This is a genomic window from Vreelandella aquamarina, from assembly GCF_044805175.1.
Taxonomy (GTDB): Bacteria; Pseudomonadota; Gammaproteobacteria; order Pseudomonadales; family Halomonadaceae; genus Vreelandella; species Vreelandella aquamarina_B.
In genome coordinates this window covers 2549361-2575465 of the sequence record NZ_CP085232.1, presented here as the reverse complement: position 1 = coordinate 2575465, position 26105 = coordinate 2549361, and the positions used below count along the sequence as shown (strand labels likewise).

Here is a 26105-nt window from a genome sequence, read left to right as displayed (position 1 = left end):
GTTCTCGTTATCAGTCAGCGCGGAAAACCGCTTACTTTTAGTGAGCGGATGGATAGCGCGGCGTCCGCCAGGACGCCTTGTTTTCTTACCACTAGATGGCTAATGTGTAAGCCATGACAACCGAACGCGCCTACAGATACCGTTTCTATCCGACGCCCGAGCAGGCAACCCTGCTGGCGCGGACGTTCGGGTGCGTCCGGTTTGTCTGGAACACGGTGCTGCGCTATCGCACCAATGCGTTCTATCAGCGCCAGGAGAAAATCGGCTATCACGACGCCAGTGCGTTCCTGACGCAACTCAAGAAGCAGCCGGACACCGCCTTTCTAACCGAGGTTAGTTCGGTGCCGTTGCAGCAATGCTTACGCCATCAGCAAACCGCGTTCAAACACTTCTTTGCCAAGCGGGCACGCTACCCCCACTTTACATCCAAGAAACACCGGCAGTCGGCCACCTTTGCCAGTTCGGCGTTTTCGTACCGCAATGGCCAGATCACGCTGGCCAAGTGCCGCGAACCGCTCAACATCCGCTGGAGCCGCGACCTGCCCTCAGCACCCAGCACGGTGACCGTTTCCAAAGACCGCGCCGGTCGTTACTTCATTAGCTGCCTGTGCAAAGTGGACACTAAAGCGCTGCCGATCACGCCCAAAATGGTCGGTATCGACCTGGGGCTGAAAGACCTATTCGTCACCAGCGAGGGTCAGCGGGTCAACAATCCCCGCCATACGGCACGCTATGCGCGCAAGCTGGCGCGGGCGCAGCGGCAATTGAGCCGTAAGCAAAAAGGTTCAAATAACCGTGCCAAGGCGCGGCTAAAAGTGGCTAAATGCCATGCCAAGATTGCCGATACTCGGCGTGACCACCTGCATCAACTCACCCGCCAGATCGTGAACGACAACCAAGTGATCGCGGCGGAGAGTTTGCAGGTGAAGAACCTGGTTAAAAACCGTCACCTTTCCAAAGCGATCAGCGATGTCGGCTGGGGGGAGTTGGTTCGCCAGCTTGAGTACAAAGCGGCGTGGGCGGGGCGGCAGTTCGTCCAGATCGACCGCTGGTACCCCAGTAGCAAGCGCTGCCATGGCTGCGGTTTTGTGCGGGAGGCACTGCCGCTCGATGTGCGCGCCTGGGATTGCCCAGGCTGCGGTACCCAGGGCATTGACCGTGACCTCAATGCCGCTCGAAACATCCTACAAGCCGGCACCGCGCTACTCGCCGGTGCCGAGAGTTGCAGCAAATACCGAGGGGCCCTCGGGAATTGACGCCTGTTGAGTTTGTGTAAGACCGGCAATGCCAAGGCATTGAAGGCAACGGACAGCGAAGCAGGAACCTGGAAGGCGACAACCAGGGAATCCCCTTCCTTTCCGCCGCAGGCGGCAGCTTCCTAAGAAGCTGAGGAAGGGGAGGAGGTCAAACGGTCCTAGCCCTACTGCCCTAGCCCTGCTGTCTTAGTCATACTTTTCCGGCCCTACAGTGGGAAGCTTTCTCACTTGTGGGCGGGCAAAGTAGTAGCCTTGCTGTACTGGAATGCCTAGTGCTAGCAAGCAGCGCGACTCTTCGCGGGTTTCCACACCCTCTGCCACTAGCTGGGTGCCTAGCGTCCGAGCCAGTGCCACTACGCTTTTTAGAATGGCCTGACGACGCGTACTGCTATCACATCCCATGACCAGTTCACGGTCGATTTTCAATGTGTCGGGGTTTAGCTCTGTCAGTAGGTCTAGGTTCGCGTAGCCGTTGCCAAAATCATCCAGTGAGGTAGTGAAGCCCATGCGGCGATAGCTATCAATAATAGTGCGCATACGGGAGCGATCCACCACCCGCTCGGTTTCGGTAATCTCAAAATTAAGCCGCTGGGTGGGCCAGCCTACCCGCTGCGATGTTTCGAGAGTTGATTGAATGCAAGCTTCCGGCTCATATACAGCGTTAGGGAGGAAGTTAATTGACAGCCGCGCCTCCATGCCTAGCTCGCTGGCAAGCTCAATCGCTTTTACTCGGCAAGCCTGATCAAAGCGATACATTAACTCATCAGTGACTTGCTCAAGGATGGAAAAGGCTGATTCTCCATTCACGCCTCGCACCAGTGCTTCGTAATAGACTACCTGGCGTTGCGCTACATCGACTATCGGTTGAAAGGCCATCGTAAACGCAAAGGGGACAGGCGGATCGCAGCGATTGCAAACACCGTTTACCCTGGCGCAATGAGGTTGTGCTGTCATGTTTTTCCAAGCCCTGGAGTTTTAATCATTTTGCGCTGTTATTAGCTGAAGGTCGCACCACCATGACGACACCTGCAATGGCAACCACCATGCCTATTAAGCCTAATAGCGGTAAGCGCTCGTCAAATAGCCACCATGCTTGTAGCGCGGTGACGGGCGGCACAAGATAAAAGAGACTCGCCACGCGGGAGGCCTCCCCCTTTTTTATTAAGGCCATCAATAGCAGGATAGCGGCAATTGACAGAATCAGCACGAGCCAGCCAAGCGTTAGTATAAATGTTGTGCTCCACTCAATCTCGCGAGATTCAAACAGTAGTGCGCCAATTCCTAACAGCACGCCGGCTGCCATATATTGAATCACCGCGCCGGATAGTAGCGGCATACTGGTGCAGTAGCGTTTTTGGTATAGCGTGCCCAAGGAAATACCTATTAGCGCCGCCATCACGCTCAACAGCGCTCCAATGCCAAAACCGCTAAACAGCGTGCTGCCTAATTCCAGCTTGCTACCCAATACTAAGCTGATACCCACCAAGCCCAACAACAGGCCTAACCACTGACGCCCGGTAAGCCGTTCACCCAGCAGTGGGCCTGCGCAGGCTGCAGTTAACAGCGGTTGAAGGCCTACTAGGAGGGCGGCTAAGCCTGCTGGCATGCCCAGATAAATGCCGTAGAACACACCTCCGAGATAAGTACCATGAACAAGCAAACCCGACACCGCAATGTGTTTCCATAACCTGGGTGATGTAGGCCAGGCAATACGCATTACCCACGTTAATGGAATGAGCAGCATCAGGGTCAGCACAAAGCGAATAAATAAAAAGGTGAATGGTTCTGCATAAGGCAGACCAAATTTTGCGCCAATAAAGCCGGTGCTCCATAAAAGAACGAACACGCCAGGCATCGCAGCAAGCCCAAGCGAGGCAGCATCTTGTTCTTTTAACTTATTGAAATTAATAGGCATAATGCTCCTTGGTCAGTAAGAAGTATGGTAGGGGTGGTTTACGCTTTGTTCTTTTGGTTACTTAGTTTTACATAAAAAATTGAACCTGCGCCTGAACGACGCGTCACACTGGGCACATTCATAACGCGCCAATGAGGTTTCTTACCATGCAACGTATGACTGCTTTGTTCTCTGCTGCACTTCTCGCCACTGGCCTGCTGGCTGGTACTGCCCAAGCACAGCAAGCCGAAGGCCAAGCACAGGATCCGATGGCTACCCAGCAAGCGCCGACCCAGGATTTTTCTGATCAGCAGCTACAGCAGTTCGCCGATGCTTCTCAAGAAATCGCCGTGATCTCACAAGAGTACACACAGCGTCTGCAGGAAGCAGAAGACGAAGCCGCCCAACAGGAAGTTCGCGCTGAAGCTAACGACCGCATGATCGAAGTTGTTGAAGATAGCGGTCTGGATGTTGATACCTTCAATGCGATTGGACAGTCGATTCAACAAGATCCGGAAATGATGCAGCGCGTTCAAGAGATGGCTAACCAGTCATAAGCGCCATCGATTGCCTGAATCATTAATGGCTATGCAAAGGATAGTGCCAGATTTTCCTTAACGTGCGAAGTATCTTGTCGCACCGATAGCCATACAAAGCCCAGCGCTACGGCGCTGGGCTTTTTTGTTAAACCATCCTTTTACCCTACTGCCAAGGTTTCCTGAATCAAGGGTTTACGGTGCTGGCAGATCACGCCAAACTTAGCTAGGGATTGGCTACCTGATAGCCAACTATAGAGAAAGACGCCCAGCAGGAGAGCGTATGGACGTTGAGCTATTAGAAATACGCCAGCACATGGGGCAGTTCCCCCCATTTGATGGATTATCGGATGAACTGTTGGACGCTATTGCCGAACAGGTAGAGGTTAGCTACTTCAAAACGGATAGCGATATTTTCAAGCTTAACGATACGCTGAATGAGCTTTGCTACATTCGCAGTGGCGCCGTTGAAGTGTATCGCCGCCAAGGTGAGCTTTATAATCGCCTGGGTGAGGGGGATATCTTTGGCCACTTTAGCCTGCTGCGTAACCATAAGGTCCGCTTTCCCGCCAAAGCTATTGAAGATACCTTGATTTACTTTATTCCCAATGAGGTATTTCAACGGCTATGCGAAGAGGATGATGACTTCGCTGACTTCGTCGAGTTGGAGCGTCCTCGATTAGAGACTGCCGCAGAGCAACAGAAAAAGTCTAATGACATGATGGTGACTCGCATTCGTAAACTAGTCACCCGTTATCCGGTCATGGTGGAGTCTACTACCAGCGTGCAGCAGGCGGCGAAGCAGATTAGTGATGCCCAGGCCTCTGCCGTGCTGGTTATCAATGAAGGGAGCAACAACCCCCGTTACAGCTTCCAGGACAGCGAAGGCAAAACCTGGCAGATGTGCGGTATTCTGACTGACAGCGATTTCCGTACCCGCGTGGTGGCTGAAGGGTTATCGTCCAGCACGCCTATTGGCGAGGTCGTGTCGGAACGGCTAATTACCGTGCAGTCAGATGCTTCAATATATGAAGCAATGCTGACTATGCTGCGTAACAACGTACATCATCTGCCGGTACTTTACCGCCAGCGTCCGGTAGGAGTAGTTCATCTATCTGACATTATTCGCTATGAAACCCACAGCGGACTCTATTTAGTCAGCAACATCTTTAATCAGTCTAGTGCGCAGGGACTGGCCAAGCTAGCACCAGATGTACGCGCCGCCTTTGTGCGGATGGTACAGGAGGGGGCTAACTCACAAATGGTGGGCAGTGCGCTTTCCACTATTGGGCGTAGCTTTACTCGACGGTTGTTAGAACTGGCAGAAGATACGCTGGGACCGCCACCGGTGCCGTACTGCTATATGGTCAACGGCTCTATGGCGCGTAATGAGCAGAGCATTGTCACCGACCAAGATAATGCGCTGATTCTGTCCGATGACTTTAACCCTGAGGAGCACGACGAGTATTTCCATGCACTCGCAGCGTTTGTCAGCGATGGTCTAGCAGCCTGCGGCTACACCTACTGCAAGGGTGATGTCATGGCAACCAACCGCCAGTGGCGACAGCCATTGCGAGTATGGAAGCGCTACTTCCAGGACTGGATGGCTAACCCAACTCCCGAGAAACTGCTGCACAGCTCGATCTTTTTCGATCTCGATAGCATCTATGGGGAAGACCTGTTCGTCGAAACGCTCCAGGATTTGATTGCCCAAACGGCTCCCAAGTCGCCGTTGTTCTTAGCCGCTATGGCGCGTAATGCGCTCAACCGCACGCCGCCATTAGGCTTTTTCCGCACGTTCGTGATGGAAAAAGATGGCAAGCACAATAACTCCATCAACCTAAAGCGGCGCGGTACGGCGCCGATGGTGGACCTGATTCGCGTCCATGCACTGGCCTGTGGCTCTAAAGCACAAAACTCTTTTCAGCGTTTAGAAGACATCAGTAAAACGCAACTACTCGCCACTGGTGTCAGCGATAAGCTGAGCTATGCCTTTGAGTTTTTGTGCATGTCGCGGATTCGCCATCAGATGATAGATCTGCAGGAGGAGCGCGAGCCGGATAACAACATCGAGCCTGAAAATGTAGAAGATAGTGAGCGGCATACCCTGAAAGATGCCTTCCAAGTGCTGAGCAATGCACAGAAGTTTTTAAAATTCCGCTATCCAGTGCCAACGCAGCGGCAGGGGCGCTGATATGCAAGGTATTCGACCGCGCTCTAAAGTAACCCAGGCCGATTGGGCAGGTTATATGGCTACCCGTGCTGAGCATGCTAAAGATGAAACGCTGAAACGCTTTTTCAGTACAGCACTGCCAGATCCAGAAACACCTTTATCAGAAGTGCCCATGGTCGCGCTGGATATGGAAACCACTGGGCTAGACGAACGCCGTCACGGCATTGTGAGTATCGGCGTGGTGCTGTTCACCCTGGGGCGTATTCCTCTAGCCCAGCGCCGTTACTGGGTGGTGAAGCCACCCCGGCCGCTGGATGAAGCCTCCATTGCTTATCATCATATTACTCACTCTGAAATTGCCGATGCGCCAGACCTGGATGCCGTACTGGATGAGCTGTTGGAGATACTAGCAGGGCGTGTGGTGGTCGTTCACTTTCGCAATATTGAACGCCCCTTTCTTGATGCGGCAGTGAAAGAACGGCGGGGAGAGGGAGTGATGTTTCCAATGATCGATACAATGTCGCTGGAAGCACGTCTGCACCGGCAAACACTATGGGCACGCTTTCGTCGCTGGCTCGGTCGGCCACCGGTGTCGATCCGCCTGAATGCCAGCCGCGAGCGTTATGGGTTGCCAGCTTACCAGGGGCACCACGCCTTGGTAGATGCGCTGGCCACTGCTGAGCTGCTGCAAGCACAAATCGCCAATCGCTATACGCCAGAGACGCCGCTAAAAGCGTTGTGGTGTTAGCGGCCGAGGAGTATTGGTTTTGTCATTGTTGTGAAATGCAAACAGGCAGCCATTGGCTGCCCGTTTGCGTACTGAGCGCTAAGTAAGCGCCTGTTGTTATACCGCTTTGGGTTCGCTCATCAAGCCCTTGATAATAGCGTAACACGCCACTAGCAGGATGATGGTGAACGGGAAACCGGTGGAGACAGCCATGGTCTGCAGAGCGGTCAAACCACCGCCTAGCAGCAGCGCAATAGCAATCGCACCTTCGATAATCGCCCAGAACACACGCTGCGGTTTCGGTGCGTCTACCTTGCCGCCTGCGGTGATAGAGTCGATAACCAGCGAGCCGGAATCCGACGAGGTCACGAAGAACACTACCACCAGTATGATAGCGATAAACGAGGTGATTTGTGACAACGGCAGCTGCTCCAGCATGACGAACAGCTGCAGATCCACACCCGCATTACGAACGGCTTCAATACCTTGGTTAACGTACTGATCAATGGCAGTGCCACCGAAGGTAGTCATCCATAGTACCGATACCACGGAAGGGACGATGAGTACGGAAATAAGGAACTCGCGTACGGTACGGCCACGGGAAACCCGTGCGATGAACATACCGACATACGGAGACCAGGAGATCCACCACGCCCAGTAGAAGGCAGTCCAGCCTTGGCTAAAGTTAGCGTCTTCTCGACCAAACGGGTTTGACAGGGCGGGAAGGTGAACAACGTAGTTCAGCAGGTTCTCAAAGAAACCGGTAGCAATCAGCAGCGTCGGGCCAACGGCAATGACGAAGAACAGCAGAGCGGCTGCCATCGCAATGTTGATTTTGGACAGCAGCTGAACGCCTTTATCCACCCCGGCGACAATCGAGCCGATAGCGATAATGGTGATACCGATGATCAGTAGGATCATCGTAATGTCGCTTTCCGGCGCGCCGAACAGATAAGTCAAGCCTGCCGCTGCTTGGGTAGCACCCAAACCGAGCGATGTTGCCAAACCAAATAGCGTGGCGAATACCGCTAGAATATCGATCAGATGACCCGGCCAACCCCATACGCGCTCGCCCAGCAGCGGGTAGAAGACAGAACGCATGGAGAGCGGCAGGCCTTTATTGAACGAGAACAGCGCCAGCGACAGTGCGACAACGGCATAAATGGCCCAGGGGTGAAGGCCCCAGTGGAAGATAGTCGCCGCCATGCCCAGTGCAGCAGCACCAGCGGTATCACCTTCAGCACCTGCCAACGGTGCCCAATCGCTACCATCTAATGATGTGCCAAAGTGAGTTAATGGCTCGTTGACACCAAAGAACATCAGCCCAATGCCCATACCAGCGGCAAACAGCATGGAGAACCAGCCGGTGTAGGTAAAATCCGGTTTGGCATCAGCACCGCCAATACGGATTTTACCCAGTGGGGAGACAATTAAGCCCAAGCAGAGGATGACGAAAATATTGGCAGCCAGAATAAAGAACCATGCCAAATTACCCGTCAGGAAGCTAAAAATAGCATCATAAACGGGTGAGATAATGTCCTGCAGTGCTAGGGTCAGCACTACAAATAGCAGTACCACTAACGCAGAAATGGTGAAAACCTTGCCATGCAGGTCAAGGTTAAAGCCCATCGCATTAGTGGTAATGTTGTCCTGACCGATCACGTAATCGGTATCAATCAGGTTAGCCGGGCCATCAGGGGCGGGTATGCCCTCTGAGACCGGCTCTTCAGGGGGTCGCTTAGAGTCAGGATTATCCACAGGAGCCTCTCCATGTCGAACAGAAACCGCTATATAAACTTTTTAGAACAGTGCTGGGCACTGAACCGCAGCAAATGTAGCAGCAGGCGTGCGTTACAGAGCTAATAGTAACAAACGTTTCTTAGTTTCCTTTCAACGCGAGCGAACATTACCATGAAAAAGCGCAATGTTTACAACGACAACAGAGGGCCGAAGCCCCCTGTTATTTAACGCTTAGGCGAAAAAACTTAGCTATTGAGCCACTGCTCAACCACGTCTTGGTTCTCTTCGACCCACTGCTTAGCGTTTTCATAGGGGTCGCTGCCATCTTCTTGGTTCATCAGCATGACTTCACCCATCTGCTCGGGAGTCCACTCGAATGCATCCAGAATGGCGTAGGCTTCAGGCATATCCTCTTTCAGCCCGTCACGCACAACAGTGTGGATCTGCTCGGCACCGCCATAGACATTTTCCGGATCTTCGAGGTATTTCAGGTCGAAGCGGGCAAACATCCAATGGGGCGTCCAGCCAGTAACAACCACATCCTCTTCGTTTTGAATAGCGCTGGCCAGCGCTGCGGTCATGGTAGCACCGCTGCCGCTACGTAGGTTCAGCTCAAGGTCATAGGTATCCACGACTTTTTCGGTGAGTGCCATCAGGCCTGCACCAGGGTCAATACCGATGATCTCGCCGTTGAAGCTATCGGCGTTATCGTTTAAGTCAGCGATAGAGTCCACATCAGTGTACTCAGGGACTACCAAGCCAAGCTTAGTGCCGTCTAGGTTGGCACCTAGATCTTCAGTGCTGCCACCGACACGCTCCATGTAATCAGCATGGGTTGTTGGCAACCAAGCTGCCACAATAGCATCCGCATCCCCTGTGGAGAGGGCTTGGAACATAGCGGCAGCAGAGAGCGAGGTCAGCTCAACCTCAAAGCCCGCTTGCTCAAGGACGGCGGCGATGACGTTAGTGGAGGCGACCTCAGAAGACCACTCTACGTAGGCCAAATTAACTGTGCCCTGGTCTTGGGCATGAACCATGCTACCGGTAGCGAGTCCAGTACCGGCAATAAGGGCTAATGAAGCGAGACGGATGCGGTGATTCAACGTACGAGTTTTCATTCACTTGCTCCCTGGTGTTGGGCAGTGGCAGCAGCCACTGCGGTATAGAACAACTTTATATGTATCGGCTTAACGTAAATTACGTTGTGGCGCTTTCAGCATGATCACTCATCACTGGTGGATCAAGTGCCATGGTCAACGTAGCGTCGCTGGCCGATGATGGCTAGGAACGGCGCGATTTGCGCAGCGACTGGGTTAAGCGGTCAAGTAGCATGGCGAGAATGACCACGGCAATACCGGCTTCAAAGCCATCGCCCGGGCGCAGGCGCTGAATGGCACGCCACACTTCGCTGCCCAGGCCATCTGCGCCGATCATGGCAGCGATGACCACCATCGAGAGTGCCAGCATAATGGTTTGGTTAATACCGGCCATCACCGTCGGCAGCGAGAGCGGCAGCTGCACCTTGAACAGTTTTTGGCCCCGAGTAGCGCCATAGGCGTCAGCGGCTTCAATCAGCTCCACTGGCACCTGGCGGATGCCGAGGGTAGTGAAACGGATGGCGGGTGGCATGGAAAAAATGACCGTGGCGAAAATAGCCGAGACCGAACCAATACCGAAAAACGGGATGGCTGGAATCAGATACACAAATGCTGGCATGGTCTGCATAAAGTCCAGCACGGGCATAATCAGCCGGTAAAGCCGCTCCGATAGTGCGGCGGCAATTCCCACCGGTAGGGCAATGACTACCGCCACCAGCGTGGCGATTACCACCAGCGTCAGCGTCTCAATCATGGGGTTCCAAAGCCCCAAGTTCCATATCAGGGCAAGGCCTGCCGCTGCCCCTATGGCTAGGCGCATGCTGGCAAGTTTCCAGCACATCAGGGTAATAATAGCGAGCAGCGCCCATTCCGGCAGCCACATAAGACCATCGTTAAGGCTATTAATACCCGTTTGGGTGACGCGGGAAATACCGCGGGTCACTACCGAGTATTCGCTGGTTAACCACGTCAAGCCGCTTTCAATCCAGCTACCTAAAGGAATACGTGCCATCTCCATTACTGTTCTCCTGCTCGTGCCAGTTCATCCAAGACCGCGCCTTTCACTACAACGCCAAGCAGGCGCTGCTGCTCATCCACCACGGCAATCGGGTAACTCTTTTCGCTAAACATGGCGAATAGGTTTTGCAGCGGCTCTTCTGGCGGCACTTTGCGGAAATCTTGGGTCAGGTAGTCGGTAATGGTGTCGGCTTTTGCCTCAATGGCACGGCTGGCGGCGTCAGCTTCCAGTAGTCCCAACAGGCGGCGGTCACGGTCAGTGACGTAAATGGAGTCAATGCTGTGGTCGCGCATCCGGTGCAGTGCCGTACGTGGGCCGTCGCTATCCCGCGCGGTGGTACGCACGGGGCGCATTGCGCTTTCTGCAGTGAGAATGCGCGAGCGGTCGACCCCTTCGATAAAGCGGCGCACATAATCATCGGCAGGTTTGGTGAGAATCTCTTCAGGCGTGCCGATCTGTACCACTTCGCCATCTTTCAGCAGTACGATGCGATCACCGATATTGAGCGCTTCATCCAGGTCGTGGGTGATAAATACCGTGGTCTTCTGCATTTTGGTTTGTAGCTGCAGAAGCTCCTGCTGCATATCCTTGCGGATCAGCGGGTCGAGGGCGGAGAACGCCTCATCCATCAGTAGCACGCTGGCATCGTTCGCCAGAGCGCGGGCCAATCCCACGCGCTGCTGCATACCACCCGACAACTGGTTGGGGTAAGCGTCTTCCCAGCCCTCCAAACCCACTTGTGTCAGGGCGTTCTGAGCAATTGATTGGCGTTCGGATTTTTCAACGCCGCGAATCTCTAGCCCGAACTCAGCATTTTGTTGCACCGTGCGGTGGGGGAAGAGAGCGAAGTTTTGAAATACCATCGAAAAGTGGCGGCGGCGACACTCTAACAGTGCTTTCTCGCCCAGCGTGGGGATATTTTCCCCATCAATGATGATCTCGCCTTCGGTGGTGTCGATCAGGCGATTAAGGCAGCGAATTAGTGTTGATTTGCCTGAGCCAGATAGGCCCATAATCACCAGCAGCTCGCCTTCGTAAACATCGAAAGAGATATTCGAAAGACCAAGCGTTTGGCCGGTTTTTTCAAGAATTTCTGGGCGCTTAAGGCCTTGGTCGCGAAGCTCAAGGGCTTTTTTAGGCTGCTTGCCAAATACCTTGCTTAAGCCGCGTACCTGAATTTTGACAGGGCGTGTCTCGTCCATCAGCGGTGCCTTTTGATTGAATGAGCAGCCTTGTGTCGTTGCTTAACGCACTTCCAGACAGCGATAACGTTGCTCCCTGCAAACAGCGACACAAAACGGTTCATAATTATAAAATGGGGTTATGTTTAGTAAGTTATTACGTTTTATTATACATAAGTAAGTAGGATGTGTCACAACGCCCCTGCGCAGTGAGCCAAATTACGCCACATGTGCCATTTTTACCCTTCGCTGATGGCTCCGTCGTAACAAGCGGCGTGCTCATTTTTATGCATCTATGCTTTTGTTTTTAATTGGTTTTTTTAAAAAATTTCTTTGTTGGCATAAACCGTGAATGAGGGGAGGATTAGACGTCATACACTGGATAATGGAGGCACTCTTATGGATAAGCAGACTCACCGCGTTAGTAAGCGGCCGCGAGTATTAACGCTCTGCATGTTAGTGGCGACCGTGAGCACCTTGGCGCTGGCGGGTTGTGGTAACGGTGAAGAGGAGATGCCCCCGGCACAGCAGCCTGACACCATGGAACAGGACGCAACCACCTCTACCGACCAAGCGCCTAACGAAAGCGCTGCTACGGCAGATCCCACCGCCGGTTCACAGGAGCCTGCCACAGGAGATGACCCTGCAATGGCAGACGAGCCGATGGGTAGCAAACAGGAGGCAGCTGGTGATATGACAGAACAGGACCAGATGTCTAGCGAGTCGCAAAATACGACCAGCTCTAACGCTGAAGAAGACCCTGGTTTTGGTGAAGGCACCGACCCCATGCCTGGTGCAGATGACGCTGCCAGTGGCGATGAAGATGATGACGAAATGACTAACGGCCAATAGTCGTTGACTGCTCCCTACGATGGTAAGCCGACCCAGCTGTCTGTTCCCTGCGGCTGCTCCACACGGTTTATCATCCCTTTCACCCTCGCGCCCGCGGGGGTTTTTTTGTCGCTCAGTTTTTGCAACCTGCCAGGCAGCCGCTAAGGTTAGGTAAGCGGAAACCATGATGGCGCACCGCTAAGGACCACCTATCCAGGAAGGAGAATGACATGATGTCACTGAAACATAATGCACGATGGACTGTACTGCTGCTTAGCGCACTGCTAATGACGGGTGTGCTTGCTGGCTGTGGCGATGCGGAACCGCCCACGACGGATTCAGAAGCGCTGGAAGCCGATGAACCTCAAGAGCCAATGGATACCGGGCCGATGGCAGACGATGGGCAGGCCACGCGGGAGTCGCCCAGAGAGGGCGTTACCGAGTAGCCCTCAGTGTTAGGATATTGCCGGCCGCTGATGCTTGCGGCCGGCGCGGCGCTGCTACTCTTCGCTATCTTCCAGCCGACGGTAGAGCGTTCGGCGCGCAATCCCTAATACCTCTGCCGTGCGGCGCTTATTCCCACCCGTAGCTTCTAAAACTTTACGAATATAGCGCTTTTCTACCTCTTCCAGGCTTGGCCAACGGGCCGGTGTCGGGGTGGGAATTTGGGTGCCGGGCAGCACTTCGCCACTTAACGTGGGCGTAATGTCTACATTGCTTTTTTGTTGGTTGGCCTGTTCACGCAGCCGCTCGGGGAGGTCTTGATACTGCAGCACGCCCGCTTCGCTGAGCGTTACCGCCCGCATAATGGCGTTCTCTAACTCGCGGACGTTGCCTGGGTAGGAGTAGTTCAGCAGGCTATTGAGTGCTTCAGGCTCAATCTGCTCAATCTGTTTACCTTGGGCTTCTGCGTGTTTGTCAATTAAAGCAAATATCAGGTGCTCAATATCGGTGCCGCGTTCACGCAGCGGCGGAATACGCAGTGAGAAGGTTTCCAGGCGGTAGAACAAATCGCTGCGAAAGTTCTCTTGCTCTATTTCTTTTTCTAGGTGGCGGTGAGTGGCGGCAATAATACGCACATCTACCGGTTCCTCGCGCTCACCGCCAACCGGGCGTACGGTTTTCTCTTGCAGGGCGCGCAGTAGCTTGGCCTGTAGGTTAATCGGCATCTCGCCGATCTCATCTAAGAATAGGCTGCCGCCCTGGGCGCTTTGGAACAGGCCTTTACGCGCTTCGTTAGCACCGGTGAAGGCGCCTTTTACGTGGCCAAAAAATTCGCTCTCCATCAAATCTGCCGGAATGCTGGCGCAGTTAACGGGAACGAAAGGCGCGTCGTGGCGGCTGCTCTCCTGGTGGATGGCGCGTGCCAATAGCTCCTTACCGGTGCCGCTTTCCCCCAAAATCAAAATGGGCGCATCGCTTTTCGCTAGGCGTGACGCATCGTGGAATAGCGACTGCATGACATGGCTTTTACCCACAATACCGTGGAAATGACTAAGTTCAGTATCGTGGGTAAGGGACAAACGTTGTCGCTCCAGTACGCGGAAAACGGCTTCGCGGATGGCATCTAAATCAAGCGGCTTGGTCAAGAAATCGTCCGCGCCCAATTTGAGAGCTTCTACTGCCTGGTCAATGGTGCCAAACGCGGTAATCACAATAATGCCTAGCTCGCTGCCGCTCTGGCGAAGCTGCTGAAGCAATTGGATGCCGCTCATTCCCGGCAGGCGCACATCGGTAATCATCATGGCAACCGGCGTATGGCTCAGTAAAGCAATGGCTTCTTCCGCGCTGGGGACACCCAATGTGTCATAGCCCGCGTCGTTGAGCTCTTCCTCTAATAACTCACGTATAGCGGTGTCATCTTCCACCACTAATAACGGTAAAAGGGGTTCCTGATGGGTCACGAATGTTGTCCTCAAGCGGATGCGGTTTCACTAAGGGGAAGCGTAATTTCAAAGCCAGCGCCACCAAGCGCGCTGTCGAAAACGCCAATCGTCCCGCCGTGGTCGTTAATAATGCGATGCACCATCGATAGTCCCAAGCCGCTGCCTTGGCCCACTGGCTTGGTGGTGAAAAAGGGGTCGAACACTTGATGATGGTGCGAGGCTGGAATACCCGGCCCGTTATCTTCTACCCACAAAGTTAGCTCTTCGTTGTGTGCCTGAGCGCGTACACGGATGTGGCTAACATCAGGGGCTTGGGCGGCATTGCGGAACAGATTGGTCAGCACCTGCACAATTTGCTGGCCATTTACTAATAAATGGGGGGCAGGGGATGGCAGACCAATATCCAAGCGGATATTGCGAGGTTCCAGCTCCTCCTCGACCAGTTCGCTTGCGCTCAGGATAAGCTGATCAAGGGCTTGATACCCTTTCTCCACGTTATGTTGCCGGCCTAACTCCATCAATTGACGCACAATGTCCACAATGCGTTCTACTTCGCCACGAATACGGCCAAGCCTGGCGCGTTCATCATCACCAATGGTCTCTCGCCGTGCCAGGCGCTGGGCCTGGCCGTTGATGACGGTGAGCGGTGCGCCGATCTCATGGGCCACCCCGGCAGCCAAAACGCCCAGCTCCGCGAGCTTTTTCGATTTGCGTAGGCGCTTTTCCAGTTCGATTTCACGGCGCTGGCGAGCCTCAATGTCGCGATCTTTTTCGGCCATGGCGTCCAGCATCCCGTTTAGGCCCGATGCTAAACGGCGATACTCGCTAGGCCCATCCACCGTTGCACGCTGGCTGCGGTCGCCATCCTCTACCAGTAGCATAACGTGCAACAGCCGGTTCAGCGGTTGCTCAATATAGCGGCGGAACCCCCACCAAATGCTAAACACAATACCTGCCGCGCCGATGACAAAAACCAGCACGGCCACAATGCTGATAAACCCCGTGTAGTTCTCAATGCCAGTATTGAGGCGGTTGACCTGCAGCACGCCCTGTACCGTGCCATCCTGGGTGCGTAGCGGAATCAACGCTGAGTAGTAGGTCCAGCCCTCTTGCTGGCGGTAGTTGCTGTAGAGGTCGTCACGCTCGATAACCTGCTGAATCTCTTCAGGGGTGAATAGATCCTTACCCAGCCCAAGACCGTATACCTCGCGGCCTTGGGTATCAAACACATAGGCTCCGTAAATACGGTGAAACGAAAATGCCGACTGCAGCGCTTCTTCCAACGGTGTAGCGCTATCCCGCGCCACAGCGTAGCTTAGCGAGGTACTCAGCGCGCGGGTGATAATTTCGACCTCGGTTTGCAGCTTGGAACGAACATTATCTTCCAGCGATTTAATCGCCACTAAGCTAAAGACCACCAGAACGACAAAGAGCGGCACGATGACCGTTAAAATAATTAAGTTGCGTAGTCTCATCGTGTGTCCATGGTGGCTGTAGAGAGCGTCATAGCGCTGCGGGCGTTAAGCGGTAAAGGCCGCCTTGGCTGCTGTCGGTGAGTAGGTAGATGGCACCATTCGGACCCTGGCGCACATCCCTGATGCGGCCGATGTCACCTTCTAAAATAAGCTCTTCATCGACGACCCGCCCCCCTTCAAGCACCAGACGCAGCAGCTTTTGGCTACCCAGGCCACCGGCCAGCAGGTTTCCTTGCCAGGCCCCAAAGGCATCGCTGGTGACTTCCGCTAGGCCGGAGGGGGCAAAGCGCCCCTCAAATCGGTACACCGGATCAACCATGCCGGGCTTGGTTTCAGCGCCAATCGGCTCATTGGTGCTGTAGTCATTGCCCAGGCTAACTTCCGGCCAGCCGTAATTACTGCCTGCTACCAGATGGTTGAGCTCATCGCCGGTGCGCGGGCCGTGCTCGGTGGCCCAAGGCTCACCGTTGCTAAGAACGGTCATGCCTTGAATGTTGCGATTGCCCAGGGTGTAAATTTCATCCAGCGTACTGTCATCATCCACGAAGGGATTGTCGTCGGGGGCCTCGCCGGTCTCGGTGAGCCGAAGGGTAGAACCAGCGTGGTCATCCCGCGCTTGGGCGCGAGAAGGGTCTACGCCACGGTCGCCGATGCTCATCAGTAGCGTGCCATCATCCAGCCACGCCAAACGTGAACCGTAGTGGCGGCCAGGGGAGGAGGCGCGATCCTGCTCGAAAAGGTGCTTAACCTCGCCTAACGAATCACCTTCCCACTTAACGCGGGAAAGCGCTGAGCGGCTGTGGTTGCCTTCAGGCTTACTCCAGGTGAAGTAGATCCAATCGTGTTCACCGTCGCCAAACTCTGGGTGCAGCACCACATCCAGCAGGCCACCCTGGCCATGCTGGCTCACTTCGGGTATCCCTTCGAGCACCTGCGATTGCCCGCTATCGGGGTCAACCAGATTTAATTCGCCGCTGCGTTCGCTGACTAGGTAGCGGCCATCAGGGAGAATAGCAACTGCCCAGGGGTGCTGAAAGCCGTCTGCTATGCGCTCAATCGTTATCGCGAACTGCTCGGTTTCGAGAGCCTGATGGATCACCTCGGCCTGCGCTGTGCCCGCGAGCAGCACGACCGCAAGCGCCGGTGCAACCCGGCGTAAGGCGGATGGGAGCAGGTAACGCTGGCATGTCGCCGACAACGTAGGCTGTAGTATGGGCATCACCATAGTCTCCAGGAGCGTTGGCGTTAATGAATAACTCTTCAGTCTAGCAGGGACTACAACCGGCGGTCGGGGTTCCCCCGAGAGGGCTACATCAGCAGTGCAAGCAAAATCGGCAAATACACCAGCGCCAGCAGGGTTGAACAGAAGACTAAGCTTGCCACGTAAGCGGGTTCGCGTTTGGCACGTTGGGCAAACAGATAGTTGAACACCGCCACTGGCATACACATTTGCACCACTAAAATACTTTGTGCCAGCGGCGGTAAACCCAGCCAGCCGGCAATAAGCCAAGCGGCGGCAGCCGCCAGCGGAATGCGGATCAGGCTAAAGCCGACCCCAGAGCGGAGGCTTTTGACTTGAATGCTTGCCAGTGACACGCCCAGGGTGATCAGCATGAGCGGCACGGTAAAGCCGGACATCAAATCAACGGTGTTGGCTAACCAAAGGGGGAGCGGCGTGTCGGTTAGCAGCAAGGCCATTGAGATCAAAATCGCGTAAACCGTGGGCGTTTTGAGCAGCGTTTTGATCGGGCTTCCGTTACTGCTGAGCACAGCACCTAGGGTGAACTGGAACAGTGATACCGTCACCATGACCGTAATGCCGTAAGCAAACCCTGCGCTGCCGAAGGCATAGAGCACCACCGGTAGGCCCATATTGCCGGTATTGGGATACATCATGGGGGCAATCAGCACGCGCCAGTCGCGGCGCAGTAGCTTGGCAACCACAAAACTGGCAGCCCCCATGCTGATAATGACGAGTGCGGTGGCCAGCATCATCTGACCAAAGGTGCCAGCATCAATATTGGCACCGGAGAGCGATGCCAGTACCAGCGCAGGGGTGCCGATGTTGAATACCAAACGCGTAATAAAGTCGACGGGGTAGGGCTGCCCCAAGCGTACCCATAAAAAGCCTAGCCCGGCACCGGCCAATACGGGTGCCATGACAGCAAATAGTTCGGCGAGCATTAACGTTCCTTGACGGTCATCCTCCGCCCATTGTCGGTAATTAGGCGGCTAACTGGCAAGGCGAATTCGTTAATGGGCGTTCGCGGCGGCCGGTGTGGCTTGCCATGCGGCGGGTACCTGCTCGCGGAGAAACGTCAGCAGTGCGTTTACCCGGCGCGAGTGATGGCCATAGGCGTAAAGCAGCGTAACGGGGAGTGGGGCAGGCTCCCAGCCTGGCAGGCAGCGCACTAAATCCCCCGGATGGTGGCGTTCACGCTTCTCCACGACCCAGTGGGGCAGCAGGCCAATTCCCTGGCCGTGGGCAATCGCATCGATATGCAGCACCGTCAGGTCGACCTGCAGCCGCGAGCGGGGCGCATTAAACAGGTAATCGGCATGTTCGGGGTGATGCAGCAATAGGCCGCTTGAAGCAGTATCCAGCAGGTCAATCCAGGCGTGTGAGGCGAGTTCGCTGGGGTGTTGCGGCGTTCCCGCACGGGCTAGATAGCTGGGGTTGGCATATAAGCCACGGGTGAGATGCCCCAAGCGCTCCTGGTGAAGGCCACATTCATGGGGGGCTCCTAGCCAAATGTGCACGCTATTGCTGTGCATTTTGCTGGGCGGTGTCTCCCGGGTGTGCAGGGTCAGCTCTACTTTTGGGTAGCGGGTTAAAAACGCATCCATCACGCCCGCCATCCAGCCCCGTGCCAGCGCGCCGTGCACCTCCAGGGTAACTTTACCGCTGATCTCCTCACGCAGTTCCGCTAGGGCCTCCTGGCTGTGGGCAGCCATGGCCAGCAACTCGGTGCAGTAGCTGTGGAATAACAGCCCTGCTTCTGTCGGAATCAAGCGGTTGGCTTGACGCCTTAGCAGCGGCTGGTTTAGCCGTGCTTCTAGCTGGCTAATACGGCGGCTCAACGTCGATTTGGCAAGCCCGAGTTTGTGTGCGCTGCGCGTCAGGCTACCGGTGGTCATCACATCGGCAAAGGCGGCAAGTTCATCAAAATCGTACATAGTCGGGGCCACTGGAGAACGAGGTCGCGCCATTGTGCCACTTAATGGCTTGAATGAAAATAATTGCCATTTGTGTTCCGGGTAGCTCTGTGCTTGGACGATGACGACAACCACGGCAGGCAGCCACCTCAGCCTCCACCTCAGCCCCCAGCTTTACCCAGGGGCAGAGGTCAGCCTAAGTGCACCGCTGCCGATGCGTTGGGTGTTATGCCCGCGAGCGGGCTGAACGGCGTTCGGTGACCTTGAGCACGCTGATCATCAGCGCGGGAAGGAGCGTCACCGTGACCACCGCCGCGCCTAGCAGGCCAAACAGCACAATTGCCCCCACGCCGCGGTACAGCTCGGTGCCTTCGCCAGGTAAAAAGACTAGCGGTGAGAGCCCGCACAGGGTGGTCAGCGTGGTGATGGCGATGGGGCGCAGGCGGGTTTGTACCGCCTGTGATACGGCCTCCTGAACGCTGAGTGTTTTATCATGCAGCCGCCGTCTGGCCTGGTCGACCACCAGAATCGGGTTATTCACCACCGTGCCCATCAGAATCAAAAAGCCTAGCATGGTAATCATATCGAAGGGCTGGCTGAGCGGTGCCACGCCAATTAACGGCAGCAGGCTGCCCACGCCGTTCATGGCGGCCAGCCCCATAATGCCGCCCACCACGCCCAGCGGTATCGAGGTCAAAATCAGCAGCGGATAGCCCCAATGGGAGAAGATCGCTACCAGCAGCAGGTAAACGATCACGATAGCGATCAGGAAGTTGCCGGTGAGGGCTTCACGGGTGGCGTTCAGCTGGTCGCTAGCGCCGGAAATCGAAACATCCACCGTCGAGGGCAACACGCCTTCCTGGCGCAGCCGCTCCAGCATCGCCTCGGCCTGCTCGACGCCCGCCTCTAATGCAATGTTGGCAGGCGGAATCACGTTCAACGTCACCGTGCGGCTGCCGTCCACTCTGCGAATCACGCTGGTATCCATGGTTTCATCGATACGTGCCACCGCCGAAAGTGGCAGCGTGTAGCCATCGGGAGTGTGCAGCGGCAGGTTCGGCAGTTGGTCTAAGGGCAGCGACGCCTGTGGGCCATAGAGGTAAATATCGATCTTCTCATCGTCTAAAAAGAAGTCATCCACATACGCCCCTTCTCCCAGGGCAGAGACCGAAAACCCCACCGCCTCGGTGGAAATCCCCAGCTCCGCGACCCTTGCCCAGTCGGGGCGAATTTGAATCAGCGGCTGGTCGAGCGACAGTGACGAGGGTTGGCTTTGAATACGCGGGTTGCCAAACAGCGCCTGGGCTTCTCGGTAAAGCGTATTGGCCGCGCCGTATACCGTGGCCAAGTCCGGGCCGGACACATCCAGGTTGATACTGCGTGTGCCGCCATCGTTACTGGAAATAATCGACCCCTTTGAGGCAAAGGCGCGCATGCCGGGGAAGCGTTCATAGTAGTTCGTCAGGGCATCCATCAGCGCTTCGATATGCGAAGGATCGACCGCCTCTGCGACGATAAAGAGCCGCGTAGGGGCTACCCGCATACTCATATAGGCCAGCGGTGGCACCTCTGTGTCGCCCGCTAAAAAAGCATCCGGCTCTGCCTGTACATGGGGCAGAAAGTACGCTTCTACCTGCTCTGCAACCCCCGCCATCTCTTGCAGGCTATAGCCAGGAGGCGGGCTCATGACCGCAAAGGTTTTGGGCTCTTCGCCTTCGGGCAGGTACTCGGCGGGCGGTGTCAGGGCTAGGATCGTCCAGCCGCTGATCAGCAGCGTCAGCACTAGGATCACCCCTCGGCGCAGCGGCGTCGCAATCAACCGTTCCAGCCGCGCGCCCAGCCGAGAAGGGCGCTCGTCGTCGGGCGCTTGAGCGTCGTCGGGCTTAGACGCGTGATGCATCGAAAAGCTAAACCGCGAGCAGAGCGAGGGCACCAGCGTGATGGCCACCAGCATGGAGGCAAATATCGCCGCCGACACCGCAATGGCCACGTCGGAGTAGAGCTGCCCGGCCTCCTCTTCGATGAAGAGGATCGGTAAGAACACCAGAATGGTGGTGGCGGTGGAGGCGAGTGTGGCGGGCCATACCTCCTGCACGCCGCGCAGCGCCGATTCAATGCGGTCCAGCCCCTGGCGGCGGTAGCGCTCGATGTTCTCCAATACCACGATGCTGTTATCCACGCTCATGCCAATGGCGAAGGCAATGCCCGCCATAGAGATGACGTTGATGGTGCGGCCGGTGAGCATTAGCCCCAAAAAGGCGGCAATGGTGCAGAATGGAATGCCGATGACGCCGATGAACGTGGCGCGAGCTGAGCGCAAAAACAGGTACATCACCAGGGTCGCGAAGGCGGCCCCGAGCAGCAGGTTGCTCCACACGTTGCTCACGGAGGCTTCTACGTAGCGCACGTCATCGGCCGTTAGCACGATCTCCATGCCGGCAGGGCGCAGAATGGTTTCGTTGATCGCCGCCAGTTCCTCCTGCACCGCGTATTTGATGTCGATGACGTTTGCGCCGCTCTCCCGGCGCAAGTCCATGCCAATCCCGGCTTGGCCGTTGTAGAACGACAGCTGGTTTAGCCGCGACTGCCCTTGGCGCACGTCCGCCACATCGGCCAGCCGCACGATGCTATCGCCCTCGCGAGCCACCACCAGCTGTGCCAGCGCCTCGGCGCTATCAAACCGGCCCAGCGTGCGCACCAGGTAGCGCCGTTTGCCCGCGTCCAGCTCGCCGCCGGAGATATCCCGGTTGCGCTGGGTGATCGCCTCGCGCAGCTCCAGCAGCGAGATGCCGCGCTGGGCCAGGGCGGCGGGGTCGACCAAAATTTGCAGCTGGCGCTGGGTGCCGCCGTTTACGCCGACTTCCGAGACCCCTTCAATGCCTTCTAAACGCGGGCGCACGCGGTCTTCGATGAAGTCGCTCATCAGCTGGATATCCAGCGCGTTGGGGTTGCCGGGCAGGGTGCCGACGTGAAAACGCAAAAACGCATCGGTGGAGAACGCGGCCGACACCACCCGGGGCTGGTCGACGTTATTGGGGTAGGAGGAGACCTGGCTTAAGGCGTTGTTCACCTGAATCAGCGCGGCGGTCATGTCCACGCTGAACGGAAACTCCAGCTCGATCTCCGCGCTGCCGCTTTCCGCTACCGCCGTCATGCGGGTGAGGTTGGGCACGTTGCGCAGGTACTGCTCCTGCTCCACCAGGATCTCTTTTTCGATATCCTGGGGCGTCGCGCCCGCCCAGCGCGTTTCCACGGTAATGGTGCGCGCTTCGATATCCGGAATCATCTGTACCGGAATGCGCAGCGTCGCGGCGATACCCAGCAGCAGGAAAATCAGCGCAATCACGGTCACCAGCGTTTGCTGGCGCAGCAGGGCAGCAAACATTATTCGCCACCCTCCGAGACGGCTTCAACGCTGACGCCTTCCACCAGGGATTCATTGCCGCGAATCACCACCTGCTCGCTGCCGGAAAGCCCGCTGGTGATTTCCACGCGCTCGGCGAAGTTGATGCCCACCTCGACCCTTTGTTCGCGTACCTGATAGGTGCCGCTGTCTTCAGGCGTGGCGACCCACACCGTGACTCGGCCATCTGGGTAACGGCTAAGCGCATCCCGGGAGACGGTGATGCCATCGCGCCCGGTGTCGGCTTTCACCACGGCATCGACCGCATTGCCAGGGTAAAGCGGCAGCGCCTCGGGCACTTCGGCACGCAGCAAGAACGTCCGCGCGCTAGAGGCGCTGACCGGCACCAGAGTAGCGATACGGGCCTCAGCGCTCTGCTCGCCTGCCGTCAGGGTGAGTGTAGCGTTCTCCTCCAAGGCGGTATAAAACGCTTCGGGCACCTGAAAATCGGCGCGCAGAGCGCTGAGGTTGACCAAGCGGGCGACGCTGTCTCCCGGCGTGACCCACTCGCCCAGGTTGACGCTTCGCTCGCTGACCACACCGCTGAACGGTGCAGTCAGGGTGTGGCGCTCCAACAGCGCGTTGAGCCGTGACTGTTCGGCGTTCAGGCGGGAAAGCGCTGCGTTGGCGACGCTCACTGCGCTGCGCCGAGCGCTAACTTCCGTGGCAGCAATGTTGCGCCCAGCCCCCACGGATTCCGCCTCCCTCAGCAGCCGCTGCGCTTCGCTAAGCGCGGCCCGGGCTTCCTCTGCCGCCGCTTGCGCGCCCGCTAGCTCAAAACGTGCTAAATCATCATCCAGCGCCACCAGCGTGTCGCCTGCATCAACCCGGTCGCCAGGGTTCACGTTAATTGCCTCGACCAGCCCCGCCACCGATGAGGAGAGCAGCGCATCCTCCAGGGAGTTCACCGTGCCGACCAGGTTAAGCTCTTGATAGATCGGCTCCCAGTTGACGCTGGCCAGCTCGACCCGTGGGGCAGATTGTGCCTGCGCGGTGCTGGCGAAGAGTGAGAAGGCCAGTAGCAGCACAAAGAGAAGAGGGCGGGCAAGTAAAAGCACCGTCATAACAGGTCGTTTCCTAACTTAGGTGAAGGGCGGTCAAGGCGCAGACGAGCAAGTAACGTACTGTGGCCATACTAACCAAGCGAATGCGTTGACATATATTAAAACCATGAATTGCCGCCATAGAGGGAAGCTACTGCTGAGGCGATCCACAAAAAGCATAAAAAAAGCCCCGGTGCGTAGCCGGGGCAGCAAGTCAGCATTGAAACAGTAAGTGAAACTACATGGGCGTCTGTTTAGAACTCATAGCGAGCAGAGAGCCACAGGCGGCGACCCTCTTCGCTATTGGCGTAAACGTTGCCGAAGCTGGTGCCATCGCCGTAGGCGCGGTAGTCGACAAAGTCTTTATCAAATAAGTTGTAGAGGGTGGCGCTGACGTTAAATTGGTCGGTAAACGCGTAACTGCCGCCTAGGTGAAACAGCGAGTAGGCTTTGAAATCCCCCAGGTCAGCGAAGGAGGGCGCGCCCCTAACACGTTCACGGTTGCGATAACGCTCGCTGCGGTACTCGGCTGAGAGCCAAGTATCTAGCTTCGGTGTCGCCTGCCAACGCAGCGTGGCGTTCAGCGCGTGTTCGGGCGTATCAGTTAGCGGTTCGCCACGGTTATTGCCGCTTTTCTGCTCGCTATCGGTGTAGGTGTAATTAGCGGATAAGCGCCAATCGGGGGTGAATTGATAGCTGGTGGAGAGCTCGACCCCCTGAGTCACCGCTTCATCGATATTCACGTCCTGGCTATACACGCCATCCGGGATAAGCGGGTCGTTTTCAATCAGGATATCGTTGCCGCTGGCAATTTTATCGTCGAACTGGTTGTAGAACAGCGTCGCGCTGGCGGTAAAGCCTGTTTGGCTATCGTAGTGCGCGCCGATTTCGCTGCTGGTGCTGGTTTCCGGCTCAAGGTCCGGGTTGCCGATCGTCAGGATCGTGCCCTGGCCGGTCACCCCGTTAATACCCGCGTGAAGGTCATTCAGGGTCGGGGTCTTGTAGCCACGGCTCACGCCGCCTTTTAGCGTCCAGTTCGGTGTGGTGTTCCAGACTAAATAGCTACGGGGGCTGAACTGGCTGCCAAACGCATCGTGGTGGTCGTAGCGGCCGCCCAGCGTCAGCGCGAGATCATCACGCAGCATCCACTCGTCTTCCGCAAAGAGCGACCAGGTGGTTTGCTCGAAAGTCTCATTGGCCAAGCCATCATCCAACTCAGCATCCCACCACTGTAGGCCAACGGTGGTCACGTGGTTGCCCAGCGGCATAATAAACTTGCTATCCAGTACCGTATTGGTGGTTTCCAGCTTACGCGGGGCACCGCCAATAATGCTGGGGAAGCCCTCATAAGCAACACCCTCTTCTCCGGGAATGGTGCGTCCGGTAGTTTCCGTGGTGTTACGCATTAGGCTCGATTCCAGCGTGCCAGAGGCAAAGCGCCCAGTATGGCCGATAGCCACCTGTTCCCGCTCAAAACGTAGCTCGTCGGCATAGCCGTTTGCCACGCCAGGGTTGGGCGCACAGCTGCGGGTACGGCCGTCCAACGTGCCGAGTTGGCACTCGTCGTTGTTGTAGCGCTGGCGGTTCACCTCCCCATCCAGCCAAAGGTCGTGGCTGTCGTTAGGCGTCCAGGTTAGTTTGCCGCCCAGGTTGTACACATCGCCCTCTACCGGGCTAGGGCCGCGCTGGCTCACCTCAACCGGGTTGCCGTTAGCGTCGGTGTAGACAAGCTCTGATGCGTCACGCTCATAAAAACGCCCGCGCAGTTGAACGCCCAGCGTGTCCTCTACCAGCGGGCCGCTGGTGTAGAGATTGATTTCACGGCGGTCGCCGAAATCACGATCTTCATTAAAAGTACTCTCGACGCCGACCGAGCCAACCCACTCGCGGTCTACTCGGCGGGTAATAATGTTGATCACGCCGCCCATGGCATCTGAACCGTATAGGGTGGACATCGGTCCGCGAATCACCTCAATACGCTCAATGCTGGAAACCGGCGGGAAGAAGCTGGTCGAGGTTTCGCCAAAACCGTTAGGCGTGACGCTTCCTGCCGCATTTTGGCGGCGGCCATCAATCAGGATTAGCGTGTAGTCGCTGGGCATACCGCGAATGCTGATGTTGCTGCCACCGGTTTTACCTACTTGGCCACCAACATCTACCCCTTCCACATCACGCAAGGCATCGGCCACGCTGGTAATGCGTTCGCGTTGAAGCTCTTCTCTGGAAATAACCGAGATACTTGCTGGGGCGTCCACCAGTGCCTGCTCGAAACCGCTGGCAGAGACAACGATGTTATCCAGTTGCGCTGCTTCTTGTCCGTTGGCGGCAGTAGCGGTAACGCTGAGCGCAATGGCACTGGCTAACGCGGTACGAGTAAAGCGTGGCATGACAACCTCCCTGATATAAATCTTGTTTGCTAATGAAACTAATTATCAAATGAGTTGCGAATTCTAAGAAGAAAAGTTCCCGCTTGCGAGTTTGTTTCATCGAACATTGCGTTGCTGTTTTTGGAACGCGTTGAGAGGGCTGCTGAGAGAGTCGTTAAGAGAGCCGTTGAGAAGGCGTGTGCTGTCTTTTATTGCTATTGGTTAGCTCATTAAATTGTCGTTGCATTATTTGGAACATGCGATTCATTGGAATATGGATGCAAGTGTTTTTGAGAATCGTTACTATTAAAAGCACGTTCCAT

Annotated in this window: 20 protein-coding genes; 6 read left to right on the top strand and 14 right to left on the bottom strand. The window is 56.0% G+C overall.

Features of this window, described 5'->3' with window-relative positions; all coding sequences use genetic code 11:
• The first annotated feature begins 113 nt into the window (after window positions 1–113).
• Entirely contained in the window at window positions 114–1256 is a 1143-nt protein-coding gene (locus tag LG300_RS11965; RefSeq protein ID WP_404375538.1) for an RNA-guided endonuclease InsQ/TnpB family protein, read from the top strand.
• 186 nt (window positions 1257–1442) lie between these two features.
• On the opposite strand, the gene LG300_RS11960 is transcribed toward LG300_RS11965, so the two are convergent.
• Both LG300_RS11960 and LG300_RS11955 read right to left on the bottom strand, forming a co-directional pair.
• Window positions 1443–2132 (bottom strand): EAL domain-containing protein, encoded by a 690-nt coding sequence (locus LG300_RS11960; RefSeq protein ID WP_404375537.1) that lies wholly within the window; start codon window positions 2130–2132, stop codon window positions 1443–1445.
• Between the two features lie 103 nt (window positions 2133–2235).
• A complete protein-coding gene (locus LG300_RS11955; RefSeq protein WP_404375536.1) occupies window positions 2236–3171 on the bottom strand; it encodes a DMT family transporter in 936 nt (311 codons plus the stop codon).
• A gap of 146 nt (window positions 3172–3317) precedes the next feature.
• On the opposite strand from LG300_RS11955, the gene LG300_RS11950 reads away from it, so the two are divergent.
• The 3 genes from LG300_RS11950 (at window position 3318) to LG300_RS11940 (ending at window position 6607) form a co-directional block, all read left to right on the top strand.
• The gene (locus LG300_RS11950; RefSeq protein ID WP_404375535.1) at window positions 3318–3707 is read left to right on the top strand and encodes a DUF4168 domain-containing protein; all 390 of its coding nucleotides are present in this window, start codon (window positions 3318–3320) and stop codon (window positions 3705–3707) included.
• A gap of 262 nt (window positions 3708–3969) precedes the next feature.
• On the top strand, window positions 3970–5880 hold the full coding sequence (locus LG300_RS11945) for a DUF294 nucleotidyltransferase-like domain-containing protein (protein ID WP_404375534.1): 1911 nt from the start codon (window positions 3970–3972) through the stop codon (window positions 5878–5880).
• Between the two features lies 1 nt (window position 5881).
• Window positions 5882–6607 carry a 3'-5' exonuclease gene (locus LG300_RS11940; RefSeq protein ID WP_404375533.1) on the top strand — a complete coding sequence of 242 codons (726 nt, stop codon included), beginning with the start codon at window positions 5882–5884 and terminating at the stop codon, window positions 6605–6607.
• A 96-nt stretch (window positions 6608–6703) separates the two neighbouring features.
• On the opposite strand, the gene LG300_RS11935 is transcribed toward LG300_RS11940, so the two are convergent.
• The 4 genes from LG300_RS11935 to LG300_RS11920 all read right to left on the bottom strand — a co-directional run bounded on the left by LG300_RS11935 (window position 6704) and on the right by LG300_RS11920 (window position 11643).
• Window positions 6704–8344 carry a BCCT family transporter gene (locus LG300_RS11935; protein WP_404375532.1) on the bottom strand — a complete coding sequence of 547 codons (1641 nt, stop codon included), beginning with the start codon at window positions 8342–8344 and terminating at the stop codon, window positions 6704–6706.
• A 227-nt stretch (window positions 8345–8571) separates the two neighbouring features.
• On the bottom strand, window positions 8572–9444 hold the full coding sequence (locus LG300_RS11930; RefSeq protein ID WP_404375531.1) for a glycine betaine ABC transporter substrate-binding protein: 873 nt from the start codon (window positions 9442–9444) through the stop codon (window positions 8572–8574).
• Between the two features lie 163 nt (window positions 9445–9607).
• Window positions 9608–10441, bottom strand: a complete 834-nt coding sequence (locus tag LG300_RS11925; RefSeq protein WP_404375530.1) for an ABC transporter permease — start codon at window positions 10439–10441, stop codon at window positions 9608–9610.
• Entirely contained in the window at window positions 10441–11643 is a 1203-nt protein-coding gene (locus LG300_RS11920) for a glycine betaine/L-proline ABC transporter ATP-binding protein (RefSeq protein ID WP_404375529.1), read from the bottom strand. Before LG300_RS11920 ends, LG300_RS11925 begins: the two co-directional genes overlap by 1 nt.
• A gap of 378 nt (window positions 11644–12021) precedes the next feature.
• Between LG300_RS11920 and LG300_RS11915 the strand changes: the two genes are divergently transcribed.
• Both LG300_RS11915 and LG300_RS11910 read left to right on the top strand, forming a co-directional pair.
• A complete protein-coding gene (locus LG300_RS11915; protein WP_404375528.1) occupies window positions 12022–12474 on the top strand; it encodes a hypothetical protein in 453 nt (150 codons plus the stop codon).
• Window positions 12475–12683: 209 nt separating this feature from the next.
• Entirely contained in the window at window positions 12684–12899 is a 216-nt protein-coding gene (locus LG300_RS11910) for a hypothetical protein (RefSeq protein ID WP_404375527.1), read from the top strand.
• A 54-nt stretch (window positions 12900–12953) separates the two neighbouring features.
• Here the strand turns inward: LG300_RS11910 and LG300_RS11905 are convergent, their stop codons facing one another.
• The 8 genes from LG300_RS11905 to LG300_RS11870 all read right to left on the bottom strand — a co-directional run bounded on the left by LG300_RS11905 (window position 12954) and on the right by LG300_RS11870 (window position 25803).
• Window positions 12954–14357 carry a sigma-54-dependent transcriptional regulator gene (locus LG300_RS11905; RefSeq protein ID WP_404375526.1) on the bottom strand — a complete coding sequence of 468 codons (1404 nt, stop codon included), beginning with the start codon at window positions 14355–14357 and terminating at the stop codon, window positions 12954–12956.
• Window positions 14358–14368: 11 nt separating this feature from the next.
• The gene (locus tag LG300_RS11900; RefSeq protein WP_404375525.1) at window positions 14369–15814 is read right to left on the bottom strand and encodes an ATP-binding protein; all 1446 of its coding nucleotides are present in this window, start codon (window positions 15812–15814) and stop codon (window positions 14369–14371) included.
• A 28-nt stretch (window positions 15815–15842) separates the two neighbouring features.
• Window positions 15843–17033, bottom strand: a complete 1191-nt coding sequence (locus LG300_RS11895; RefSeq protein WP_404375524.1) for a PQQ-dependent sugar dehydrogenase — start codon at window positions 17031–17033, stop codon at window positions 15843–15845.
• An 89-nt stretch (window positions 17034–17122) separates the two neighbouring features.
• Entirely contained in the window at window positions 17123–17998 is an 876-nt protein-coding gene (locus LG300_RS11890; protein WP_404375523.1) for an AEC family transporter, read from the bottom strand.
• A 69-nt stretch (window positions 17999–18067) separates the two neighbouring features.
• On the bottom strand, window positions 18068–18991 hold the full coding sequence (locus LG300_RS11885; protein ID WP_404378034.1) for a LysR family transcriptional regulator: 924 nt from the start codon (window positions 18989–18991) through the stop codon (window positions 18068–18070).
• A 205-nt stretch (window positions 18992–19196) separates the two neighbouring features.
• Window positions 19197–22355: an efflux RND transporter permease subunit gene (locus LG300_RS11880; RefSeq protein WP_404375522.1), complete on the bottom strand. Its 3159-nt coding sequence runs from the start codon at window positions 22353–22355 to the stop codon at window positions 19197–19199.
• Entirely contained in the window at window positions 22355–23437 is a 1083-nt protein-coding gene (locus LG300_RS11875) for an efflux RND transporter periplasmic adaptor subunit (protein ID WP_404375521.1), read from the bottom strand. The genes LG300_RS11880 and LG300_RS11875 overlap by 1 nt, the downstream gene beginning before the upstream one ends.
• Before the next feature lie 233 nt (window positions 23438–23670).
• Window positions 23671–25803, bottom strand: coding sequence for a TonB-dependent receptor domain-containing protein (locus LG300_RS11870; protein ID WP_404375520.1), 2133 nt, complete (start codon window positions 25801–25803; stop codon window positions 23671–23673).
• Window positions 25804–26105: the final 302 nt, after the last annotated feature.